Here is a 20,377-nt window from a genome sequence, read left to right as displayed (position 1 = left end):
TGGATTCAAGGGGCGATACTTCACGTCAGAATTATAGTTAAGTGTTTGCCATCGCTGGTTTTATTTTTCCGACCGAAGTTGAGCAGGCAGCCGGTTGCCCGCAGTTGGATTGGTCACGGGGTAAAATGCAAAAAGTCATATATGATTGTTTGTGATCTGCCCCGAATGCCGGCATGGGCACCAGACGCAGCGAACCCGGGACAGATTTTTTGATTTTCCCGGCCAGTAAGGGCGAGGATGAACGACCTTTGCGTGTGTTTTCTAGGGGCGATCGGGGAGGGGCCGCGGGCTCGCAGGCCTGACCCTATTTTCGCTGAAGCCGGAAAGAGCCAGGCGCTCGGGGCCAGAAATCCACCTTTCCAGCCGGAGATCGGGTAGTTTCCCCCTGCCAAACAGGTAACTCCCTTAATCCGAAACAGCCAACGTCTCCCGAAAACCTGCAGGGAGACTCGTATGTCCATTCAAGACAACCCGAACATCATCAGAATCACCGGAGCGGTGAAGGAATATAACGGCAGGGCATTCCTCGGACGTAACGGCGTGGACGATATCGATGACGTGTGGCACTACGCATACATCGTCATAGAGGACACGAATGGCGCGCTTCTAAAGTTCGAGCGCGTTACCACCAATGAGAAGATCGACGCCGAGATTGAGATCGGCAACACTGCCACGTTCTATTTCCGACGAATCCAGGGATGGAAGAAATCGGTATTCCATATCGTTGCTACTGAAAGCGAAGTCCGTGGCAACAACTACTTCTCGCTTGTCCGGACGATGGACGTGCTCAAGCAGAGACTGGTCGCGATAGGCATCCTGCCCATTGCGTATCTGCTCGGTTGGATTTTCGTCGGACTTCCAGTGAGCTACATATTCGGCACCACGCTCGCCGCATGGCTGGTGCTGATCGTCCCAGGATTCCTGTTCTATTTCCTCGCCATACATCATTCCAATCCGGCTCGTATTCGAAAGGATTCGCTGGCGGTGCGGGAAGAGCTTGAGCGTTCTCGCGTCGGTCAGAAATTCGCCGGCCGCGAACTGAAGACGGTGTGAACGGAGATGGCGAAGTTTGACAGAAACGCCGCACATCGGGCCATCGTCACGCTCTTCGGTGGCTTCATGGGCATTTCCATTCTGGCGTCCGCTGTGATCCTTGCATTCACTGTTTTGAGCACGGTTGGTGCTCCGATGTGGGCCTCCTGGTCAGCGCATACGTCTCGTCTGGAACGGGAAAAGGAGCGCGTCGCCCGCATAGAGAAAGCCACCCAGGAGGATAGTTTTCAGGTTGTTTGCCTGGACTACTTCGAAGCGTCGTTTCTGGACAGATTGATTGGTGGATACAGGCGGTTCTCGTGGTGCGAGGATTATCGCGATCGGATGCCTGCTGGCTCCTGAACAGGATAGCCGGCAGGCGGATCAATCGTCCCGTTTGCTGATGTCCGGAATGCCCGAGGAGATCGACAATCCGACGAGGTGAGCGATATTCCTGGCGCCGAAGGCGGATTTTAGTCGTTCGATCCTGTGCTCGATCGTTCGTGCCGACAGGCTCATGACATCGGCGATCTCCCTCGTCGATGCACCTTCGACCAGCAGTTGAACGATACCGAGGTCGGCATCGTCCAGTCCGGCGGCCCGTGGTCCTGTCGGCAGCAGGAAGCGTATGTCGAGTAGTCCGATGCACCAGGAACTCCGGCCAGCCGAATTCTTCTGTGGCAGGATGATTCGGTCATAAGCTACGTGCATGTCGAGGGTCCGTGTTACGATGCGCCCCATCGCCGGGCGCTGTCGTTTGGCGGCGTCGACATAGGCCGGAACCACGATTCCCTGCAGGTAGTGCTGGTCCGGGAAGTCGGAGAATGAGCTTGGACGCTGCAAGAGGTGCAGGCTGGCAAATCCAGTCGGCAGGTCGTAGCCCTTGATGAAATCGAGATGAAATTCTTCGGGTTTCTCCGACCGGGTATCGACCACAAGCAGCACCATGTTGGCCCGGAGCATTCCATGGAAGGGACCATGGATACCTTTAGGATCGACAAGCCCATCGGGACTGGAAATCCACGAATCCATGAGAAGCCGGGAAATCTGCTTGAAGGTCGCCGGCCGCTTCATCGTCGGCATCCGGTGGCAACACGAACAGCATGAAGGGACAGAACCGAACGGTTTTGTCACGACGCAGGGAGTTCTTTTGTTCCATGCGTAAACCCCTGTGAATGTTGCCTATAATGCTTTTCCTGCATCCCCGTCCGCCAGTTCCGCGAATCCGTTCGTTTCTGTCAAGCCGGTCTGGGACGCAGGATGGATTTGGAAGGATTCATGGCGAGGATTGGATATGCGAGAGTATCGACGGCAGACCAGCACCTGGATTTGCAGAGAAACGCCCTTCGGAATGCGGGCTGCGCCAAAGTCTTCGAGGATCACGGTGTTTCCGGAACCCAGGACGCGAGATGTGGCCTGTCCGCGATGATGAAGACGCTTCGGAAAGGTGACGTGCTTGTCGTCTGGCGATTGGATCGTCTGGGAAGGTCCATCCAACATCTGATTTCCGTAATCGAGAAACTGGGGCGGCGCGGCATAGGCTTCCTTTCTCTCACGGAAAACATCGACACCTCTTCGGCGGGCGGAAAGCTGATCTTCCATATCCTCGCAGCGCTTGCCGAATTCGAGAAGTCGTTGATCCGGGAAAGAACGATCGCGGGCATCGAGGCGGCGAAGGCCCGTGGAAAGTATCCGGGGCGACGACCAGCGCTGACCGAGGCGCAATGCTTTGAAATCCGGACCGCGATCGATTCGGGATCATCAGTCCAAGATGTCGCCCGTCGATACAACGTCCATCCGAGAACAGTGGCCAGGGGGATCGAGCGTCTGGAGCTGGCAAGGTTCGCCTGAAGCAGCTCTACCGGAACAGGCTGAGAAGAGCCTGAGGTTGGGAGTTGGCAATGTGAAGGCTCTGGATGGCGAGCTGCTGTTGCGTTTGCAAGGCATTCATGCGCGCCGAAACCTCCTCCATGTCAGCGTCGATGAGGCGCGATACTCCCCGTTCGATCGAGTCCATCAGATTGTCGAGGAAGTCAGCCTGCATGGAGTTGCGCTTCTCGAGCGATCCGAGAACGGAGCCGGCTCCCGTGAGCTTTGTGAGCATCGCCTCGATCCCCGTGAGATAGTAGTCGAGGTTTGCGCCGGGCGTTGTGATGTCGACGTCGAGGAGGCCGAAGTTGGGAAGGTCGCCAAAGCCGTCGTAGGCAGGGCCTATACCGATGGAGGTCTTGCTTCCTGATGCCTTGTTGATGGTCTCGTCCACTTCGTAGAGGATGTACCCTCCCGCATTCGTCACCGTCACGCCGACATTCTGCGCCTGCATCGCAGTGTTGAGGACGGCTACGAGGTCGTCGTCGGAGGTCACGTCCCCCGTCGTCGTTCCCAGAGCCTGGTCCACCGTCGCCCGGTTGATCTCGACGGTAGTCGTCGTGCCGTTGATCCTGATGGGCACATAGATCTGTGCGGTGCTGTGGACGGTGAAGGGCTCGTCCCAGTAGCTCACGACCGATGGGCGCGAGCCATAGTTCGTTCCGGTCGCCGCAAGGCCGCCAGTCTTCCCGTCCGCCAGCGTCGAGGAGACATTGAGTACCTGGATGGATGATCCCGTCAGTCCGGAGGTCTCGAGGGACAGGAGGGCGTAGCCGTCGGTCGTTCCGCTGCGGCTCGCGAACTGCGCGCCGAGAGGAATGATTGCCTCGCGCATCAGCCATGCGAACTGATCTCGCGTAGAAATCACGCCGTCTAGTGTGGGATAAACCTGATCCATGAGCGTCCGGTTGAGCGTGACATTGACCGTCGTTCCGCTTCCCGGAGCTGTCGTCGTAGACGGGTCGTCGGCATCGAGGATTATTTGGAAGGTTATGGCGGTCGAGTCGTCGGTGAAGACGAGTGGGCCGTCGAAGTTGAAGCTCTGGATTGCTCCGCCGCCGTAGGTGAAGGTGTCGGTGTTGCGCAGGCCACCAATCGTTCCTGGACTGCGGTCGTCCTTCTGGAGTATGCCGCCGCCTGTGCTGTTAAACAGGGACAGCTCTGCAATATCAACATCCGTGGTGGTGACTCTCACCGACGACCCTTGGCGGACGAATCCTGTCGTGAGGGTAGTGCTGCTGTCCGGCTGGTCGTAGATGTTGGCAATGTCGGTGTTGAGCCAGTTCTGGCCGCTGAAGCTCGCAGATGTCGCGATCGACGTCGCCTGCTGCTTGAGCTGTTCGAGTTCTCCCTGGACCTTCGTCCTGTCGATCCCGGATTCCATGGCGGCGACGATCCTTGACTTGAACGCATCGACAACCCCGATTGTGGCCTCGATGCCGGCATAGGTCGTGTCGATTTTCGCCGCTCCGAAGGCCATCGCGTCCTGGGCCGCCGACATCGCACTGGCATCCGACCGCATGGTCGTCGAAATAGACCAGTACGCGGCATTGTCGGTGGCAGTGCTGATCCTGTAACCGGACGAAACCATGGCCTGGTTTAGGTCCAACTGGCCGTTGATGGTTCGCAACGTGGCCAGTGCCATCGTCGCCGATGTGTTCGTCAGGATACTCGTCATGATGATGCCGCTGAAAATGGATCGGTTTAAATCGGCATCGTCATGAACCCGTGCGCGGCAACCCCGCCGTCAGAACCATGTTCGGATGGCGTTAACGAATGCGGCAAAATCGCAGGGGGAAACTACCCGTTTTATTGGAAGCAATGATAATCCGCCCGAGCGAAGATTGTTTCCTGTGACTACCGCAACGACATCCATAGCGGGAATGTCGCTTTGCGATACAATATCGCTGACTGCATTCATTGAGGGGTTGTTAGCACGAATGCTTGAGATTCCCGAAAGCCTATTTGACGCACAGAAGATGCTAGCCGACAGCTCGGAAAGAAGCGCCCAAGCATTGGCTGCTGATTTCCGCCAGTATCACGCAAAATCAAGCATTGCCGCCGTAGGTGGATTGCTGACGGTTCCTCATCTCCAAGCGAATACAGTGCGCCTCGAAGCCATCAGCCATCTCGTTGTTTCAAACGCCTCCGGAAAAAAGAAGCCAACGAAGCAGGATGCCTCTCGATGGTTCATACAGGTTGGCCAAGCAGTTTCTTTTATGGAAGATGCTGCGGAAGACGTATTCGTAGGCAGAGTGAACTTTGAAGGACGCAATTATCTCGTCTTGGAAGGACTCGCTGAGGCGAACTGCCATCATCTCCAACATATGTTGAATGTACTGGAAACGATGCCTGATATCGCATTCTACGCGGTGCTTCGTGAGGCGTGTCGGACCCTGCTGCTGCTTTCGGATCAGGTTTGCTCCCGTGCAGGCCTCAGTGCATTCGTACGTGGTTCCGAATACAAGCTGCCAACTCTCCCTTTGGAGTTGGTGCCGACGCTGAAAACGTTGGCCAAGCGCGTTACTTTCACAGATTCTGAAATATCCGGATTGGGTGGAAACCCCGTCGCTCTTGGTAGATTCTTCCTATCTCCTTCTGATCGACAGGTCGGCATCGGGCTTCACGGCAACAGTTCTCTGGAGCGATGCCCGCTGATTCATTTTGAAGACGCGATTGTCGTAGCCCTTCCTTCCGCTGTCGGACTGGCTATTCGACGCGCAGTAATTGAAAATTGTATTGAAGCAGGAACCGCTAACGCCCTGCATATGGGGCTCCTGCAGTCACAGACCAACCAGTTGTCGCTCAACCCAGCCATTTCAACAATCGATATTCCTCCGACCGAGATCAAGCCGGGCGCGAATGTCATTCCCTCGAGAGCTGTCGAGTTCCAGCCTGGCTACTGGTTTCATCTTGTCTTGGTAGCTGACGGCTTCGCGAATTTCAGCGAAACAGGATTCGACCGGCCGAATCCTGATGCCCATGCGCTATCCGCCGAGCTTGCTGGGGCCCTCCGGGAAACAGCTACGGAATGTAGGGAGAAGCCTGGATTCAAATTGGGACTTTCCCTAGTGGTCCTGTGCGGTTTTGGAAGAGGACAACTACTCGAATTAAAGGGGCCGGCAGGTTGGTTAGTTGAAGGTATCAGTGGGTACGATCTTGAAGTGCTCGGATGGAGGCACGACTTCGATATTGCTGAACTTTTCAAGTTCCTGCTCGCCGAAATTGACGCTGCCTCCAAGGGGTTCCCATTGATGGCCATCAACGGGATTCTGGCTCGCATTGGATTCGCCTATGGGAACAGGGGTCACGTGCTACCTCACGAGGCATTACCGGATGGAGCGGAAAACGCCACCCTGATCGTGCCAACCAACGCGCATCTGGATCTACGGGTGCAGCATCACGCGAGATTCGATGAACAGGCCGTCGTCGCTCCTGATGGCGAGATAGTGGTAGTGCGCCGGAAGGATGGAGGGAAACGGTCACCGGAGAAAGCGCAAAGGATTTATGTTTCCTATTCCGATGCGAGCCGCGGTCGTTTTCGCGCGGTTTGGAAGTCCAAAGCTCGAAGTTGGTGGCTCGAAACGGTTCCCAGAGGGGGCGAGCCTGTCCAGCTCTACCCCATATTCGAAATGCAGACGGTCTGGATGGAGCGAATCGCCCCAGTGCTTGACCAGGCTTTCCCAGAACTGCCGGACACAATGACGTGGCGGCTCGTCACCTCTGCTTGGCCACAAATGAAATCAGAGGACATTTGCCCTCCCTCCGCGGAAGAAATTCACGCTTCGATCGGCGCGTCGCATGACCGGACAAGAAAGGTGGTGACTACTGAAATCGGCCCGGCATTTTTCTACGGCCTTTCGCACGCCGAAAACATTTCCGAAACCGCACTCGTGCAAGCCTTGGTGCGGGAAGCGGTGCAGTTTTCAAGCGCGCCTGCGCCTGATATCGGTGACCTTGTGGTCAGGATCGTACCATCACCACATGCACGCCAACTGCATGCGTTTGCTCCTCAAGACCTGAGGGATCACGTTCGTCATTCGATCGACAGAAGCGGCGTAGACATATCCGCGTTCGATGATGCCGCCATACGACTCGGACTTGGCTGGCATGGTGTGCCGCGTCCTGGAGGCACGCTGCGGGAACGGGGCGAATGTACTCGGGCGTTGAATGCCATCACCGTCGCTGCAGAGGAAATGTTCTGCACGGATCTTTCACACTTCGAAAGGCATGCGCTGATTGAACGTGTCGTCGCCAATCGGGAAGCGTCAATTCTCGACAAGAGAAGATGGGAGCGGACTTCTACCGCCATCCTAGGCCTTGCGTCCGATCCCCAGGAAACCCGCGAGGAGATTTTTGAACGGCTTGTGAAGGCCAATGGTACCGATCTGGCGAGCCGGATTATTCTCGAAGCGGCAATATGCGAGTGCCCTGCTGGCAGCGGATATGAACTCGCAGATATTGATCTGTCGCGGCTGATGGCGCAAGCCATGATGATCCATCACCTGGGTGGCTATTCCGATGCCATCCACTACGAGGGCATGAAGCCGGAAGTACGCATTTCTCCGGCTGGGGAAGTGCAAATTGACACCAGTTTCTTTGACGCAGTCGTCGAGCCAGTCGGACGGTCGTTCGCTACGTTGCAACTCCACAGACACCGCGAGCAGTACACGAACTTGCTCCGTGACCCGGAATTATCGCCTACCGACATCTCTGTCCATGTTGAATCTGGATTTCTGAAAGCATGGGAGGCCGAGCTGGGGGTATCTCTGGTCGACTTTCGCACCGCGTTGGAGGCCTTGGAGAACCGCCTGTATGAGAAAGGACTAGCTTACGAAATCCTACCGAGAGACGATGTCATAGACTATCTGGACCAGCACATCGGAAACGCGGAGGCGTTCATTTCTGCTCTCGAGTTGGTACCTCGTCTGGCATGGAAGAACGTTTCTCCGCCGTTTGCTGACCAGGACAGACAGCCTTGGCGATTTCGCCGACGGCTTTCCGTCGCACGTCGCCCGATTTTACGATTGGAGCCGGCATCGAACGCGGACGTCGTTATTGCTCCAGGCATGATCCGGGACGCTTTTGCTATCATGCTCCATAATTACTATCAGGGGCAATTTGATCTTGGCACCCTCACTTCAAAGGAAATGAAGCGTTGGCGAGAACACATTGTCGCCAAGGAGGCTGCCGAATTTGAGGAGCGAGTAGTCATGCGTCTCGAAGAACTTGGATGGAACGCTCGCCGCGGTGTCAAATTTCCTCACGTGCTTGGCAAAGCTCTTTCTGAGGATCCTGGCGACATTGATGTGCTGGCTTGGCATGAAGATGGCCGTGTCATGCTCCTGGAGTGCAAGGATCTGCAATTTGCCAAGACACCTAGTGAGATAGCAAAGCAGCTATCGAAATTCCGGGGCCAAATGGATGAAAAAGGTCGACCAGACTTGCTGGCCAAACATCTCAAGCGGGTTGCTCTCGCTACTGAACATAAAGACGCGTTCCGCGCTCACTTGAATCTAAGCGGGATTGCTATCGACGGCGCTCTTGTGTTCGCACACACGGTACCGATGAGTTTCGCGGCAGAGCGGATCGGGCATTCGGTAACACTTCTGACATATGACCAACTGGAACCATTTTTCCGCTCTGCCCACTGAAAGGACACCGCGAGAAGAGCAAATCGGCGGAGGTTTGCGTCAAGCAAAATTTTGGTGGCAACTGCTACATAATGGCGGAATTACGTCGCGATCGACAGTTTCGAACTGTCACGACGCCCCCTTCATGTGTTACAGCGCGCGCTCGTCCTCAAGATGAGATTGCGGCGGCTCGGAGATTTTGGACGGTCGAGGCTATCTTATCAAGGATGTACTCGACCTGTTCATGCTCCCAGAAGCGCAATGTCGTCCGTGAGATGCAACGGCGATCTTGATTGACTGTTTACTTGTTCGCATTATGTTCGATAATGTAACGGGAAGGCACCTATGGCGACCGCGATTCTCTTCAAGACCTGCAAGCACTGCGGCAGCTCGCACGAGCGCGACGGGGGAGACTTCTCGGCTGACAGATTCTGCAACAACTGCAGCGGCGACAGGAGAGCAATTGCGGCTGCGGTCTTCAAGGCACGCCCAGTGACAAGGGACGAAATCGTCGCCTCGGGCAGGTATCTGAAACGCTCATCTAGCCGCGCTAGCCTCCGAAATACTTCCTAAGTTGGCTGTCGGCCAGGCTCTTGGCCACGGGGCCGCCAGAACTTCCCAAAGTCTTTTTCGCGCCTTTGCCAAGGGGATGGCTGACAGCCGTCCAGCTCCACAGCTTGCCGTGCCTGACGAGATCAACCTCAATCCTGCGGCCTTTGATCTCCCGGGTCCAGCGGACATCGTCGCCGTTGAGGGCGCAGTCCCACGCAGCTTCTCCTGCAATATCGGCAAGCGCATCCAATGCTCGTCGGCTTGTCGCCAGACGCGTCGCGCTGTCGTCCACGAGCATCGCCCGGATGAGGCGCCGCCATCTGCCGGAGATATGGGGAAGCCACGTCAGCCTGTCGGCGTAGCCGCCGTCCGCCACGCTGAACCGGGGAAGGGGACTCTGCCTGTACCATTCGTCTCCATGAAGAAGGCGGTAGAGCGTCATCCCGAGCGCCCAGAAGTCGGTTTTCTTGCTGGACAGTCCCGTCTCATGCGATTCCGGTGCTAGGTGATCGGTGTACGAGTAGCCGAGTTCGGCGTAGCCCAGCACCATGTCATCGGTGACGAGGCCGAAGTCGCCGAGCTTCACGGTGCCGTTCTTGGTGACAAGAATATTGCCCGGCTTGAGGTCGCGGTGGAGCATCTCGCGATCATGCAGGGAGCCGAGGCCATGGCAGATGTGCGTTGCCACACGATGAACCTCGGTCGAGGACATCGGCCCAGCCTCGTAAGGCTTCTGAAGGGAACCCCGCTCGCACAGCTCCATTGCCAGGTATATAGCGTCTTCGGTCGTCGAGCGGTTGACGTAGTAGACCTGGACGACGTTGTCGTGGGTCGCCTTCTTCAGGTTGGCGCCCTCCTTCACGAGGTTCTCCTTGCGCTCCTCCCACTTCTCGGGAGTGTCGGTGTCCTTCGGGCGGATTACCTTGATGGCGAGCTGCTCGTGAATGTCGTCGCTTCCCAAGTGAACGTCGCCGAAATGGCCGTTGCCGAGCTTGGGCCCGATCTTAAGATTGGAGGAGAACTCGCTCATGTCAGCGGGTCGCCAGTATCAGGAGAGCCGCCTCGCGGCTGCCGCTGCGCATGGCGACTCCGTCGAGGTTTTCCTTCCAGTAGTCGTTGTCCTTCAGATAGTCGTCGGCCTTGCGCTTTCCGAAACCTTTGCTGACGCGGGCCTTTGAAACCTGCTCGACCGGGCAACCGCAGGCGAGAGCGCATATGGCGACACCACGTAGCTCCGCTGCCTGGAGATGCGCAAGGCCCATGCCGCGCGCGTTCGCGGCGCTCTCCTTGATAACCGCCTTCACTATGCCCTTGTCCCGGACATAGTCCGAAAGGCGCTTGTATATCGTCTGAAAGGCCTGGGGGCGATCACCCTTTTCTAGCTTCCAGGATTCGTCCGCCACGATGACGATGGGGCCGTCATCAGGAACCTCGGCGTCGACTACGATCAGTCCGTCACCCGAGACATGCACACCCAGCCACCTGTCCGTCACTGTTTTCCGAGTCCTTCACGGCACCCGGATATCGAACTGTGTCGGCAAACGCATGGTGCTTTAGATGATTGAAACTAGCGGGATAGTTGACGACCGAGACGATTCGGTCAAGGAGCGAGTAGCAAGGAACCGGCGAGGCGATAGGTGTTATACGCACCCACACCGTGCCTAAGCTCCTCTGAAATCATTGGGTAATCTCCCGTCGTCCGCACGGCATTTTGCCGACCCACACTGACATCTTGCCAAAAGCGGTCACCGGCGGGTTGTTTGAGCCAATAATGATTTTTTCATCGGAGGATCAGGTGCCGAGACCAAGCCGTTATTCCTGCGGTGCAACGATGCTCGCTGCCCCCCCGATTCGTACTGACTGTCCAATTTGGTCATTTCCACAACGTTGTCCTAACGACGTGTTGAAAAGGCTTCCGGATCAGCTATCGATGGATTGGTTCAATCTGGAGTATCACCATGCGATCTCAGTCCTCAGCAGTTGCGGATCAATGGCAAACTTGGTGGATCATCACAGGACCAAAGCTCCCTGCTGACGAGTTCAGATTTTCGGATCGCATCGTCCTGGCTCCTCTATCGGATGCCGCCTTCGAAGACTCGAAAAAGGTTCGGCCACCTGTGATGAAGATGGAGGCTTCTTTAGACTCCCAAGTCGTCTGCTATCCTCCGCGGGATGAGGTGCAAAGTCGGCACCGCCTCCAGATCGATGTCCAAGCATCTAATGCCGACGAAGCTTCCGACACCGCACAGCGGATAGCTGACCGGCTGCTTCTGTCACTGAGCCTTTCGATTCCTGGCAGGAGGTATCACGCCGAGCTTCGCCGTCTGCGACGAGTAGGGGAGCAACAAGAGATCACGGCTTGGTCGCAGTCGGCTACCATAGCGATGTTTGAAGAGCCGGACCCGTTGTTTGAAGCCGATTTGACGGAAGTACGGGCGCTATTCTCGGAGATCGACAAGGACTCAGTTGCCGAAAACGCCTACATCCATCTGCTGACGGCCTGGCAGCTACAGAGCACTGCAGGGGCGAAACCGCTTCAGCGTTCGATCCTCCAGCATTACGTTCTCTGCGTCGAGGCGATCGTCAATGGCGTGATGACCTCGGTGCGCAAAGACCGAGCGGACAGCATCCGGCAGGAAGAACGTCAGTTTGCAGCAGGCTTTGCGGAGAGTTTTTCCAAGCGCGCCAACAAGCCGGAAGCGATCCGTGAAGCGTCGACCGAACTCCGGAAGATAGGTCTCATAAACATGCTGCCGTCGATCGCAACGGTATCTTCAATCTTACGGATATCCGATGATGTGAAGGATCAGGCCATAAATCTATATCGATTTCGTTCGAGCAATCTCAGCCATCCCGGTCGAGATAGGCCGGATGCTTTCCGAGAATGGTTAACTGGCGGATCAACCGTTGATAAATTCTGTCTGGCGGATGTCGTCGCGCGAAATTTCTTGGCTGCGTATTGCAGACATAGTGCCGGGATTGGGTAGCGGCGGGCAACGCCAGGAGAGATTCAGATGACCCTGAAGTGGACTGCACTTGGTGTCTTTGTTGATTGCCACTGAGAACTGATGGAGGGGGCATCCACTCCATCAGTTCTCAGTGGCAATCAACAATAAGCTTCTGCCGTGGAATTACAAGGCCGCGCCCAAGCTCAGCTAAGCCTACACAGGCGCTTCTCGTCCCTTGAACCAAAACACTTATGGGAGATGGAAGCGGCTTATGTCCACTGCATTAAGCGATGTCTCAATTGCTGACCCATCATCCTTATAAACTTCCAGCTCATGAAGCTTACCCTCTACAACATGCAGAAGGACATTTACGGCAGGACGATAATCCACACCTTCCGTATCGAAGTAATATCCCTCTGTGGGAACCCGCTGTTGTACACTGGCGAGTGGACCCGACACCCTAAACTGCAGGCTACCTTCTGCGTCGATAGCTGACACTTTCGCTGTGTCCAACTGGCTGCGCAGAGCTTCCGCTCCAGGAAACCCTTTTGCCAGTAACAGCTCAATAAGTTGACGTTCGCTATGGGTCAGATCACGCCACGCCTCAGACAATGCTCTTCCTCCTGCAGGTTCGACCATATTACACTCAGGAGACGCATTACCATATAGTTTGGGCTCTCACTTCCTGCTGGTGCGCATGAATGGCCTGAACTCCCGTCAATGGCACCGGGCTGCCGAGTAGCGGGTGGCTACGGCAAGGTGTAAGCAAGACAACGCTTACGGCCTTTCTGAAGTACGAGAACGGCGGTGCCCGACGGAAGAAGACGGCACTGCAGGATGTATCCCGTCTTTATCGGCAGGGCTATAATCTCCGGCCCGATAGCCGCAACGCCTTCGAGCAGTTGATCAACGGAATGGTGCTCGCCCATGAACAACTGGAAGTGCTGCGGCCTGCCCAATCCTGAGCGGGAGTGATGCCGGCACAGAAGACCGCTAGATCCAAACCGCTTGCTCAGCGATCACAGACGTCACCGCGTGGTCGCTGCCTCTGGTGCTCCGGCAGCAACGAAGCCTTCGTCTTTCAACCGGGCAAGAAGCTTTATTGCATGGAGTGCCTGTGAATCGGTAGGAAGGCGCTGGGGTATAGTGGCACATATCTGAACGATCTGCAGATCCTTGGGTGTCAATCGCTTCTTCGCCCGTCCCCATTCGAGCACTTTGGACCAGTAGGCGCCACCAAGCGTAACCACTTCGCTCTGTGCATTGATTCCATCGGTCAAGGCTCTTTGTGAACGAGCATCACGTAGATTGGATCGCGCACTTTCGATCAAGACGAGGCAGCTTTCGAGGCTATCGCCATACTGAAGTTCTTCGGACTTCAAGCGGTTCCAGCAAGCCTGCTGCTTCGCCCATTCTGACATGTTTCTAACACCTGAAGGCGGGTGAGTGACCACATGATGGGCAGCAGCAGCCGCGACCAGAAGGGCATCAACCAGTACGTCCGGAACGGTCTGGCGGCGCCAGATCGTATCGAGATCGAGCACTTCCTTCTCGCCGTTCGCATCATGGAAAAGTTTGGCCATCGCGTACGTTACGACGTTGGCACGGTATCCTCCCTCATACCATGACTGCTTTGGGATTTCCGTTTCCAGTTTCCTGAAAATCAGTGCCTTTGAGATCAGGCGCTTGTACCAGAGGTCATCGTATTTGGCGTCGCTTTTTGACCAACTGTCACCGATCTCCTTCGCGAATTCGGCGAAGTTCTTCTGTGCGCCGCGCGAGACAATATGGGGGTGCCCCGATGCAGAGAACACGAACTTGGCCAAGTCTGTTTTCGAGAAGAGCTTGGTCTTGGGAAATTCGAGGTCGAACTTCTTCTGCTGTGTCGGTTTGAGCTTCGCGCGCTCATTGATGTACTGGCCGCGCGACCGCTCGTAAAACCATTTGCTGTCATGCCGCTCGTTATCGGGGGCTGCGAAGATCGTGCTGCGCGAAATCTGTTCCATGCGTATATGAAACGGATGATTAGAGAAGAAGTCCGCTGCGTTGACCTTGTTCTGGGTATTGGCGAATTCGGAAATTCTCGGGACGATCTCTTCCGATCTGTCTGGCGGGACTACGGTCAGCTTCATTTGCACGAATACCCGGTCGAGCTGTTCCTTCGCCAACCTCAGTGAAGCGTGGATCGATCCCGTTGTCTGTGCTCCGTTCACGATTTGCAGATTGTTGATCGATGAGACCGCCAAGCCCGAAGACGTCTGGACGCAAGTCACCCCATCGGCAGTGGCAGAGAGACCATTATTGTACGGGAAGAACAGTTCCGGTGCGTCCTTGATCGTCTTCTGAATGCCCTTATTGGTCTTCGCGCGCGCTTGGAGGAAGGATCGGACGTTTGCCTCCAGCAGGCGGGCACCCCATCTATCATAGATGCTCGCGAGCTGGTGGCCAGGAACGATCATGAGGTAGCTTTCGAGGGCGGCGTCGTCCTGGGAAGCTTTCAACGCGGGGAGAGCGCCACCAAAATCCTTTTCGAAATCGATAAGCATGTCGGCGCGCGACTGACCCAAGCGCTCGTAACGTTCAAAGCGGGCAAGGTCCCATACCGAGTAGGTTATGGGAACCTGTTCCTTGTTATCCAGCTTTACTGTGTCATCACGCCCGACATATTGCCTGTTCGAGACAAGGATGAGCTTGACCTTCGACACATGCTGCCACGTGGCAATTATCAGATCGGATACTTGGAAGGCTGGATTGACCTCGTTGAGAGCATCCCGGAATTTTTCGGAGCGCGCTTTGCCAAGAAACCGGATCAATGGATTGAGGAGAGGCGCGAGTTCGCTTTTTCCAAATGTCCGGACCTCGTCGGAGTCGACAAAATCGCATACTATGAGCCCAAGGGTGCCGTCATTGTCTCGCGGGTCACCGGAATAGCCATCGATGCGGATCTTTTTCCCGCCGTCGATATCCTGAAAGAAGGCCCGGTCGGCAGCTTCCAGTTCGCCAGCTTCCGTCAACCTTTCGGCCATTCTGTCGAAGAATGCCTCAATCATGAGGATGCCGCTTGCGTCGGCTTCCCGCCGGACGTCCGCCATCAGGTTCTGGTGATATTCCTCAAGATCGCTCATCGGTGCCTTCTTCAAACAGCGTTGCACGTATGGTTGCCCAGTCCGTATTGAAGGGCGCACAGGCATCAAGAGAAAGGGAATAGCTTAAGTTCGACACTCCAAGGGGTACCGGCGCTGCCAATCTGGGGAAGGGGTCCTCCACCGCGAAAAATTCGGCCTCGGATGCCTGCCAATGCCAAGCTGAGTAGTCATGCATGGGATCATATCCGGCATCTGCCAGTCGAAGATCGAACTGAGGGATAGCGGATGGTGCACTGCGCTCCAGTGTTCTCGCCAGCGCGGCCACATGGTCGGCAAGCGTCAAGCCGTTCGGTGGTTGAACCTTGTCGACCGTCAGAACGGCGAGCCAGAGCCTGCGGCCTTCAACCTCGGCGAGTTGATATTCGTTCGAGATCTTTACGAAAGGCTGCGAGGCACCGCGCCGTGCCTTTACCTCGATGCAATCAGACCTCAGTTCGAAATCCTTCGGCGCCCCCGAAGGACCCGTCCACGTCTCGATTGCGGCCTTTGCTCCCATATTCTCAACGAGGAGCGTCAGTATCTTCAACTCGCCGATGAGGCCCTTCTGCGCTTCTTCCGGGAGGAGGTCGTCCTTTCCGCCGCGAAGAAGGTGATGCCAGCGAAATGTACGTCCGATCGCCTTTTGAAGTGCAGCCGCTTCGTCTTCCGCCGTTTCCGCGGACGCAACGACGTCCCGGCAGAGAGTTTCGAACAGTTCCACTTGGGCGGCATCGTTGAGACGGATGCATAGGATTGGCCCGCCCGGTAGTGTCTGGAAGTGAATGTCGAGGCTTCGGAGCTTCGGCAGGTCGGGTAGGGGATTTGGCAACTGGGAAAGCTGTAACACCAACGCTGCGTCTGATCGCGTGAGAACGGCCCAGAAAAAACTCCAGCGACCCGACGCCTTCACCCGTCTTGTATCGACCTTGCCCGCCTCAAGTCCGGCCCAAGGCGTATTATTCAGGATCACCAAAGGCCTCCTCCTCAACTTCTTCTTCCCCGAACATCTCCCGCATGCGTATGGTGTTGACGACGTAGTCGACCGTCCCTCCCTGGATGTTCGAAGGAGGGAAGTAGATGCCCCACGCGAGCACATCCTCAGGAAGCCGTTGCTTGAGCTCCTCATCGCCGATTTCGGGATGGACGAAGCGGAGAATCATAAGGGGCCGTCGCCCTTCGATCTCAATGAAAATACGTGGAGGCAGTGTACCCGACGCTGACTTGCCTTGGTCTCGAATGTAATTGCTCTTGGCGATGCTAATCTGATCTTCTGTCAAGCCCTCGCGCTCGTCGCCCGGCGAGCCGACACGACGGCTTGCTCCGCTGATCGCAAGTGTCCCAGCCTTCAAGTTATCCAGTCCTACAGCACGGTTGAACGGCTTCATCTGAAGGCCGCTGAGGTCTGGCGGGTCGAGGCCATCCTCTTTCTGAGCGCTTGCGAAAAGAACGTCCCAATCCTTCAACTCGGCTTCCGAGCGGGCTTCGATGTAATCTCCCATCAGCCGCGGATCAGTCAGCGGATCGGCCGGATCCGCTCGGAATATGTTCAGGAAATTGCGGACCAGTTCGACAGGAACGGTCTTGAAAAGATGCCCACGAGGCCGCTCCTCGCGATGTACCCCGCTGGTTTGGATTGCTTTCGCCAATACGACGCCCGCCGATCTGTTTCTCGCAAGCTGATCGCCGTCATTCTTGATGCGCGTTGTTTCGACCAGTCTGCCCGCAAGTCCGACCCTGACAGGTATTTGCTTGCCGCTACCCATCTTGTTGCGCGCGGTGACTATCAGGGTCTCGGGATGGCTACGGACAGCGAGACCGAATTGCTCGGGAGTCGCCTTCGCCAGTTCCATGCGCTTGAGCTGTGCCTGCAGATCTTCCATGGCCTCCTGGATGTGGGAGTACCAGCCGACCCCATCCGCCGGAATCCATAGCCTGCAAAGGTCCTCGTAGCCTGGCCTGTAACCAAACCACCGACCCATTTGCATGAGCGTGTCGTACATCATGGAGTTCCGAAGGAAATAGCTCGTCGTCAGTCCTTCGAGCGTAAGGCCGCGCGAAAGCGAGAAGCCTCCAACCGCGATCACTGTGACGCCATGCTCGCCACCCTTCTCATAGGCAAGCGCTTCCGAACGCTTCGAAGCGTTGACCTCGATGACGCGCGCCGCAATCAGTACTTCGTGCAGACGCGCCTGGATCTGAGACCAGTCCGCGTCCTCGATATCTGTGTACTCTTCTTCCCAGACACGATGGAGGGCGGCGATCTCCGGGTTTGCCAGTGCAGCCCTGCCTTTGCCGGCATCTACTGCTACCGCATCGCGAATACGACTGACGATGTCACTGACGCGCGAACGCAGTCTGCCCTGAACGTCTGTGAAGCGCGAGACATTGATCAGCATTGAGGCATGAGATCCCTGTTGGCCCCTAACATTTCGGACAGCCCGCGCGACTAGAAATGCTCGCACCGCATCGACAAGGCTTTCAGGCAGGGCATCGACCGGATGGTCGATCTTGTGCTTTATCGGAAAGATATCCTCATTATCGGCAATAATCCGAACATGCTTTGTGCGTTCATCGATGAATACCTTCTGTGCGCCGAAATAGTTCGAAGGCGCATCAAGTCCGATGATGAAGTGCCGGGGAAATAGGTCTTGCTTGAAGGTCTCGTCGGCAGTGTCCGGATCGATCAGGATATTCGCGAATGGGGTAGCGGTATATCCTACGTAGCAGCTCCGGTGAAATAGTGACAGGAGCTCTCTGATCTGGCCGTTGATGCGAGTAATCTCTTCCTTGCTATACGCCGTGTTGATCGAAGCGTTATCCGCTTCATCATCGATGAGAAGCATCGGCTGCTGCACCATCTGGGTTCCTTGGCTGACCGAATGCTCCTTCAGCCACTCCAGCAGGTTTTTCAGCGTGCTCGAATTCTTCTTGATTACCAGCACAACGGGAACATTGTACTGGCCAATCTGGCTGGTATTGGTCGTAGCTGTCGCCTTGTTGAAGTCGCGCAATGTGTTGGTGAGAGAGACCGGGAATTCTCGCTGATCGAAGGTGCCTACACCGATAATCTTCTGCCGCTGAGCCTTGTTCGCATGCGCAAGGCGACCGGTGTCCCGGCCAATGAATCCTTCGTCGATCCGCATCTGCGTCTGATTGCGAAGATTGTTATGGATCCCGGCGATTACGACGATTAGCCGGTATCCGGCGTCAGCCGCCTTGCAGATGAGCCCGGTGTAGTTCGCTGTCTTGCCGCTCTGGACATGGCCCACCACCATTCCCCGGCGGCCCCAAGGATTCAGGTTTCGCGGATTTCCAAGCCTATCGAGCACGCGATCCGTGACTTCGTCGGTGGCGTCGATGACAGATTTTGGCAGGCCCTGAAGGCTAAGTAGCTGGCGATACCGGCCCCAGTAGAAGTTCCCAATCTCGCCGTTGATCTTCGCATCATGAAGCCACGGACGGAAATCTTCCGCGTCAACGATCGCGCCCAGTCCCATGCTGATGCCGTGCTTCTCTTCGATGAGGCGGGCAAGATCTTCAGCTTCGTCGACGCTCACCTTCCCGGAAAACATCGGGGTATCGCGCAGTTGCGCGATAATGTCTCTGATCGATTGCGCCGTATGGGGACCCTGTTGCGAAGCCATGAACATTGCGGTCATGCCTTCAAGGCTGCTCAGTATCTGGTTCATTTAGCTCGATTTGCCTCGATGATGGCGTCTATGATTCGCTGGGTGTCGGACCATGCGGTCCGAAATGGATCGACATCTCTCATCAAGGCGACGATATCCTTGAGTTCCTTTTTGGCCGCCAGAAGGACGGAAAGGGTCGCCTGCACTGCTTGAGTGAGGGTGTCCTCATCAACACGGTCCGGCACGACGTCCTCGGCGACAGCCGCCATATCCGCATGTAGCGTCTCAACTGGCAAAGATGCACCAACGAGATTGATGCAATTGAAGAAACCTCGGCGAAGATGTTCCGGGAGTTCTTCGGCATACTCGGCGAAGATTGGATGGTCGGTGTTCGGCCTGTAGCGGATGTGTCCATCAGACTGAATTCTGTGCCACAGAGGCAATCGGTTGTGATCGACGAGCTTCTGCCCACGTTTCCGGTAGGTGCGTTTGGAACCTTCCTGAATGCGTTCGATCACCTTCTTCAATCGGTCGCGAACCGCCGGAGGAAGCTGAGCCGAAGACTTCTTGACATCGATTTTCCAATCACTGTCCATGCTGTTGGAAATATCGATCCTTACTCGGGATAACTTCGTGAGCTCGGACTGGCGGCAAAGACCGAACCAAGTGCCATGCAATATCAGTCGTTCGCCTCGGTACAGGTAAAAGCCCTGAGATTTCAGATGCCCCTCAGGTCCGCCGAGGTCATCCCAGTCCGGGGTGCTCATTTGTTTATGGTGAGGAATTGTAAAGCTCTGGATCTCGACATCGCCCTGCGGAAGGGTGATGATTTCCTCCGGATCGGCAATGGTAACCGAGTTCTTGCGCGCGAATGGATCCAGTGGGCGAAGCTGCCGACCGTTCAGAAGAATCCTGATTGGCTTTGGATCTTCCAAGAAACGATGGAATACCAATCGCAGGTGGCGCTCGGTTTCCGCCAGGCGCTGATTTATTACCTCCGCTCGTTTCGCGGTGTTCAGCTTGTGGCCGCCGCTCAAGCGATCAAGCTTTTCCCATAGCACCAAGGTTCCGGTCTTGCCGAGCTGGTCAGCACATGGGATTGCTGCGATATCGTCCAGAAGCTGAACGGACCACTCGTTGCGGCGAGCGACGTCATCCAAGTCCCACACGGCCGCAGACGTGATCCCGTTGGTGCGGGTAACAACCGTCAACCTGCGGCATTGCGAGAAACTTGCGCTTTTCAGCCCAAGTCCAAAGCGACCAAGATCGACTTTTTCCCGAGTATCGAGAGGATTCCGGCTACCGGGACGCATGGCCGCCACCAACTCATCCTCGGTCATTCCCATGCCGTCATCAGCGATCGCGATGAATGGCTCTTCCGAAAATGTTTCGGTCAGTATCTGGATCCGGCGGGCGCATGCGGTGATCGAGTTGTCAACAATGTCCGAGATCGCGGTCTCAAGGGAATAGCCGATGTCTCGCAAACCTTCGATCAATGCTGCAGCCTGCGGTGTAGCGTCTGCCCTTCTAGCCACGAATCCTTGCTGCATTCACGAATCCCAACGAGTCCTTGAACCACCACCATCGCG

At 56.1% G+C, this 20,377-nt stretch carries 14 protein-coding genes; 5 read left to right on the top strand and 9 right to left on the bottom strand.

What is annotated here, in order from left to right:
* The first annotated feature begins 453 nt into the window (after window positions 1-453).
* Together CFB10_RS02020 and CFB10_RS02015 are read left to right on the top strand one after the other, a co-directional pair.
* On the top strand, window positions 454-1,053 hold the full coding sequence (locus CFB10_RS02020; protein ID WP_020012636.1) for a hypothetical protein: 600 nt from the start codon (window positions 454-456) through the stop codon (window positions 1,051-1,053).
* A 6-nt stretch (window positions 1,054-1,059) separates the two neighbouring features.
* Window positions 1,060-1,395, top strand: coding sequence for a hypothetical protein (locus CFB10_RS02015; RefSeq protein WP_020012635.1), 336 nt, complete (start codon window positions 1,060-1,062; stop codon window positions 1,393-1,395).
* Between the two features lie 21 nt (window positions 1,396-1,416).
* Here the strand turns inward: CFB10_RS02015 and CFB10_RS02010 are convergent, their stop codons facing one another.
* Window positions 1,417-2,106, bottom strand: coding sequence for a response regulator transcription factor (locus CFB10_RS02010; RefSeq protein WP_170940889.1), 690 nt, complete (start codon window positions 2,104-2,106; stop codon window positions 1,417-1,419).
* A 204-nt stretch (window positions 2,107-2,310) separates the two neighbouring features.
* Here CFB10_RS02010 and CFB10_RS02005 point away from each other — a divergent pair, with 204 nt between their 5' ends.
* The gene (locus CFB10_RS02005) at window positions 2,311-2,883 is read left to right on the top strand and encodes a recombinase family protein (RefSeq protein WP_026364118.1); all 573 of its coding nucleotides are present in this window, start codon (window positions 2,311-2,313) and stop codon (window positions 2,881-2,883) included.
* Window positions 2,884-2,890: 7 nt separating this feature from the next.
* On the opposite strand, the gene CFB10_RS02000 is transcribed toward CFB10_RS02005, so the two are convergent.
* The gene (locus tag CFB10_RS02000) at window positions 2,891-4,579 is read right to left on the bottom strand and encodes a flagellin (RefSeq protein ID WP_020012631.1); all 1,689 of its coding nucleotides are present in this window, start codon (window positions 4,577-4,579) and stop codon (window positions 2,891-2,893) included.
* Window positions 4,580-4,841: 262 nt separating this feature from the next.
* On the opposite strand from CFB10_RS02000, the gene CFB10_RS01995 reads away from it, so the two are divergent.
* Window positions 4,842-8,555 carry a hypothetical protein gene (locus tag CFB10_RS01995; RefSeq protein WP_020012630.1) on the top strand — a complete coding sequence of 1,238 codons (3,714 nt, stop codon included), beginning with the start codon at window positions 4,842-4,844 and terminating at the stop codon, window positions 8,553-8,555.
* A gap of 529 nt (window positions 8,556-9,084) precedes the next feature.
* On the opposite strand, the gene CFB10_RS01990 is transcribed toward CFB10_RS01995, so the two are convergent.
* A complete protein-coding gene (locus CFB10_RS01990) occupies window positions 9,085-10,116 on the bottom strand; it encodes a serine/threonine-protein kinase (RefSeq protein WP_020012629.1) in 1,032 nt (343 codons plus the stop codon).
* 1 nt (window position 10,117) lies between these two features.
* The gene (locus tag CFB10_RS01985) at window positions 10,118-10,579 is read right to left on the bottom strand and encodes a hypothetical protein (protein ID WP_020012628.1); all 462 of its coding nucleotides are present in this window, start codon (window positions 10,577-10,579) and stop codon (window positions 10,118-10,120) included.
* A 465-nt stretch (window positions 10,580-11,044) separates the two neighbouring features.
* On the opposite strand from CFB10_RS01985, the gene CFB10_RS01980 reads away from it, so the two are divergent.
* Window positions 11,045-12,073, top strand: coding sequence for a hypothetical protein (locus CFB10_RS01980; RefSeq protein ID WP_020012627.1), 1,029 nt, complete (start codon window positions 11,045-11,047; stop codon window positions 12,071-12,073).
* 210 nt (window positions 12,074-12,283) lie between these two features.
* Here the strand turns inward: CFB10_RS01980 and CFB10_RS01975 are convergent, their stop codons facing one another.
* The 5 genes from CFB10_RS01975 to CFB10_RS01950 form a co-directional block, all read right to left on the bottom strand.
* Entirely contained in the window at window positions 12,284-12,646 is a 363-nt protein-coding gene (locus tag CFB10_RS01975) for a hypothetical protein (RefSeq protein ID WP_026364117.1), read from the bottom strand.
* A gap of 416 nt (window positions 12,647-13,062) precedes the next feature.
* Entirely contained in the window at window positions 13,063-15,159 is a 2,097-nt protein-coding gene (locus CFB10_RS01965; protein WP_020012624.1) for an AIPR family protein, read from the bottom strand.
* Window positions 15,146-16,129 (bottom strand): PD-(D/E)XK motif protein, encoded by a 984-nt coding sequence (locus CFB10_RS01960; protein WP_020012623.1) that lies wholly within the window; start codon window positions 16,127-16,129, stop codon window positions 15,146-15,148. The genes CFB10_RS01965 and CFB10_RS01960 overlap by 14 nt, the downstream gene beginning before the upstream one ends.
* Window positions 16,116-18,848 (bottom strand): Z1 domain-containing protein, encoded by a 2,733-nt coding sequence (locus tag CFB10_RS01955; RefSeq protein WP_020012622.1) that lies wholly within the window; start codon window positions 18,846-18,848, stop codon window positions 16,116-16,118. The genes CFB10_RS01960 and CFB10_RS01955 overlap by 14 nt, the downstream gene beginning before the upstream one ends.
* Window positions 18,845-20,338, bottom strand: a complete 1,494-nt coding sequence (locus CFB10_RS01950) for an ATP-binding protein (protein ID WP_020012621.1) — start codon at window positions 20,336-20,338, stop codon at window positions 18,845-18,847. Before CFB10_RS01950 ends, CFB10_RS01955 begins: the two co-directional genes overlap by 4 nt.
* Window positions 20,339-20,377: the final 39 nt, after the last annotated feature.

Origin of the sequence: Agrobacterium sp. 719_389, from assembly GCF_900188475.1 — a bacterium.
Classification (GTDB): domain Bacteria; phylum Pseudomonadota; class Alphaproteobacteria; order Rhizobiales; family Rhizobiaceae; genus Agrobacterium; species Agrobacterium radiobacter.
This window is presented reverse-complemented; position numbering and strand designations above follow the sequence as displayed.

Excerpts from the sequence above, each read along its gene's own strand:
- CFB10_RS02020 (WP_020012636.1), top strand. The coding sequence starts at position 454 with ATGTCCATTCAAGACAACCCGAACATCATCAGAATCACCGGAGCGGTG.
- CFB10_RS02015 (WP_020012635.1), top strand. The coding sequence starts at position 1,060 with ATGGCGAAGTTTGACAGAAACGCCGCACATCGGGCCATCGTCACGCTC.
- CFB10_RS02010 (WP_170940889.1), bottom strand. The coding sequence starts at position 2,106 with ATGAAGCGGCCGGCGACCTTCAAGCAGATTTCCCGGCTTCTCATGGAT.
- CFB10_RS02005 (WP_026364118.1), top strand. The coding sequence starts at position 2,311 with ATGGCGAGGATTGGATATGCGAGAGTATCGACGGCAGACCAGCACCTG.
- CFB10_RS02000 (WP_020012631.1), bottom strand. The coding sequence starts at position 4,579 with ATGACGAGTATCCTGACGAACACATCGGCGACGATGGCACTGGCCACG.
- CFB10_RS01995 (WP_020012630.1), top strand. The coding sequence starts at position 4,842 with ATGCTTGAGATTCCCGAAAGCCTATTTGACGCACAGAAGATGCTAGCC.
- CFB10_RS01990 (WP_020012629.1), bottom strand. The coding sequence starts at position 10,116 with ATGAGCGAGTTCTCCTCCAATCTTAAGATCGGGCCCAAGCTCGGCAAC.
- CFB10_RS01980 (WP_020012627.1), top strand. The coding sequence starts at position 11,045 with ATGCGATCTCAGTCCTCAGCAGTTGCGGATCAATGGCAAACTTGGTGG.
- CFB10_RS01965 (WP_020012624.1), bottom strand. The coding sequence starts at position 15,159 with ATGAGCGATCTTGAGGAATATCACCAGAACCTGATGGCGGACGTCCGG.
- CFB10_RS01955 (WP_020012622.1), bottom strand. The coding sequence starts at position 18,848 with ATGAACCAGATACTGAGCAGCCTTGAAGGCATGACCGCAATGTTCATG.
- CFB10_RS01950 (WP_020012621.1), bottom strand. The coding sequence starts at position 20,338 with ATGCAGCAAGGATTCGTGGCTAGAAGGGCAGACGCTACACCGCAGGCT.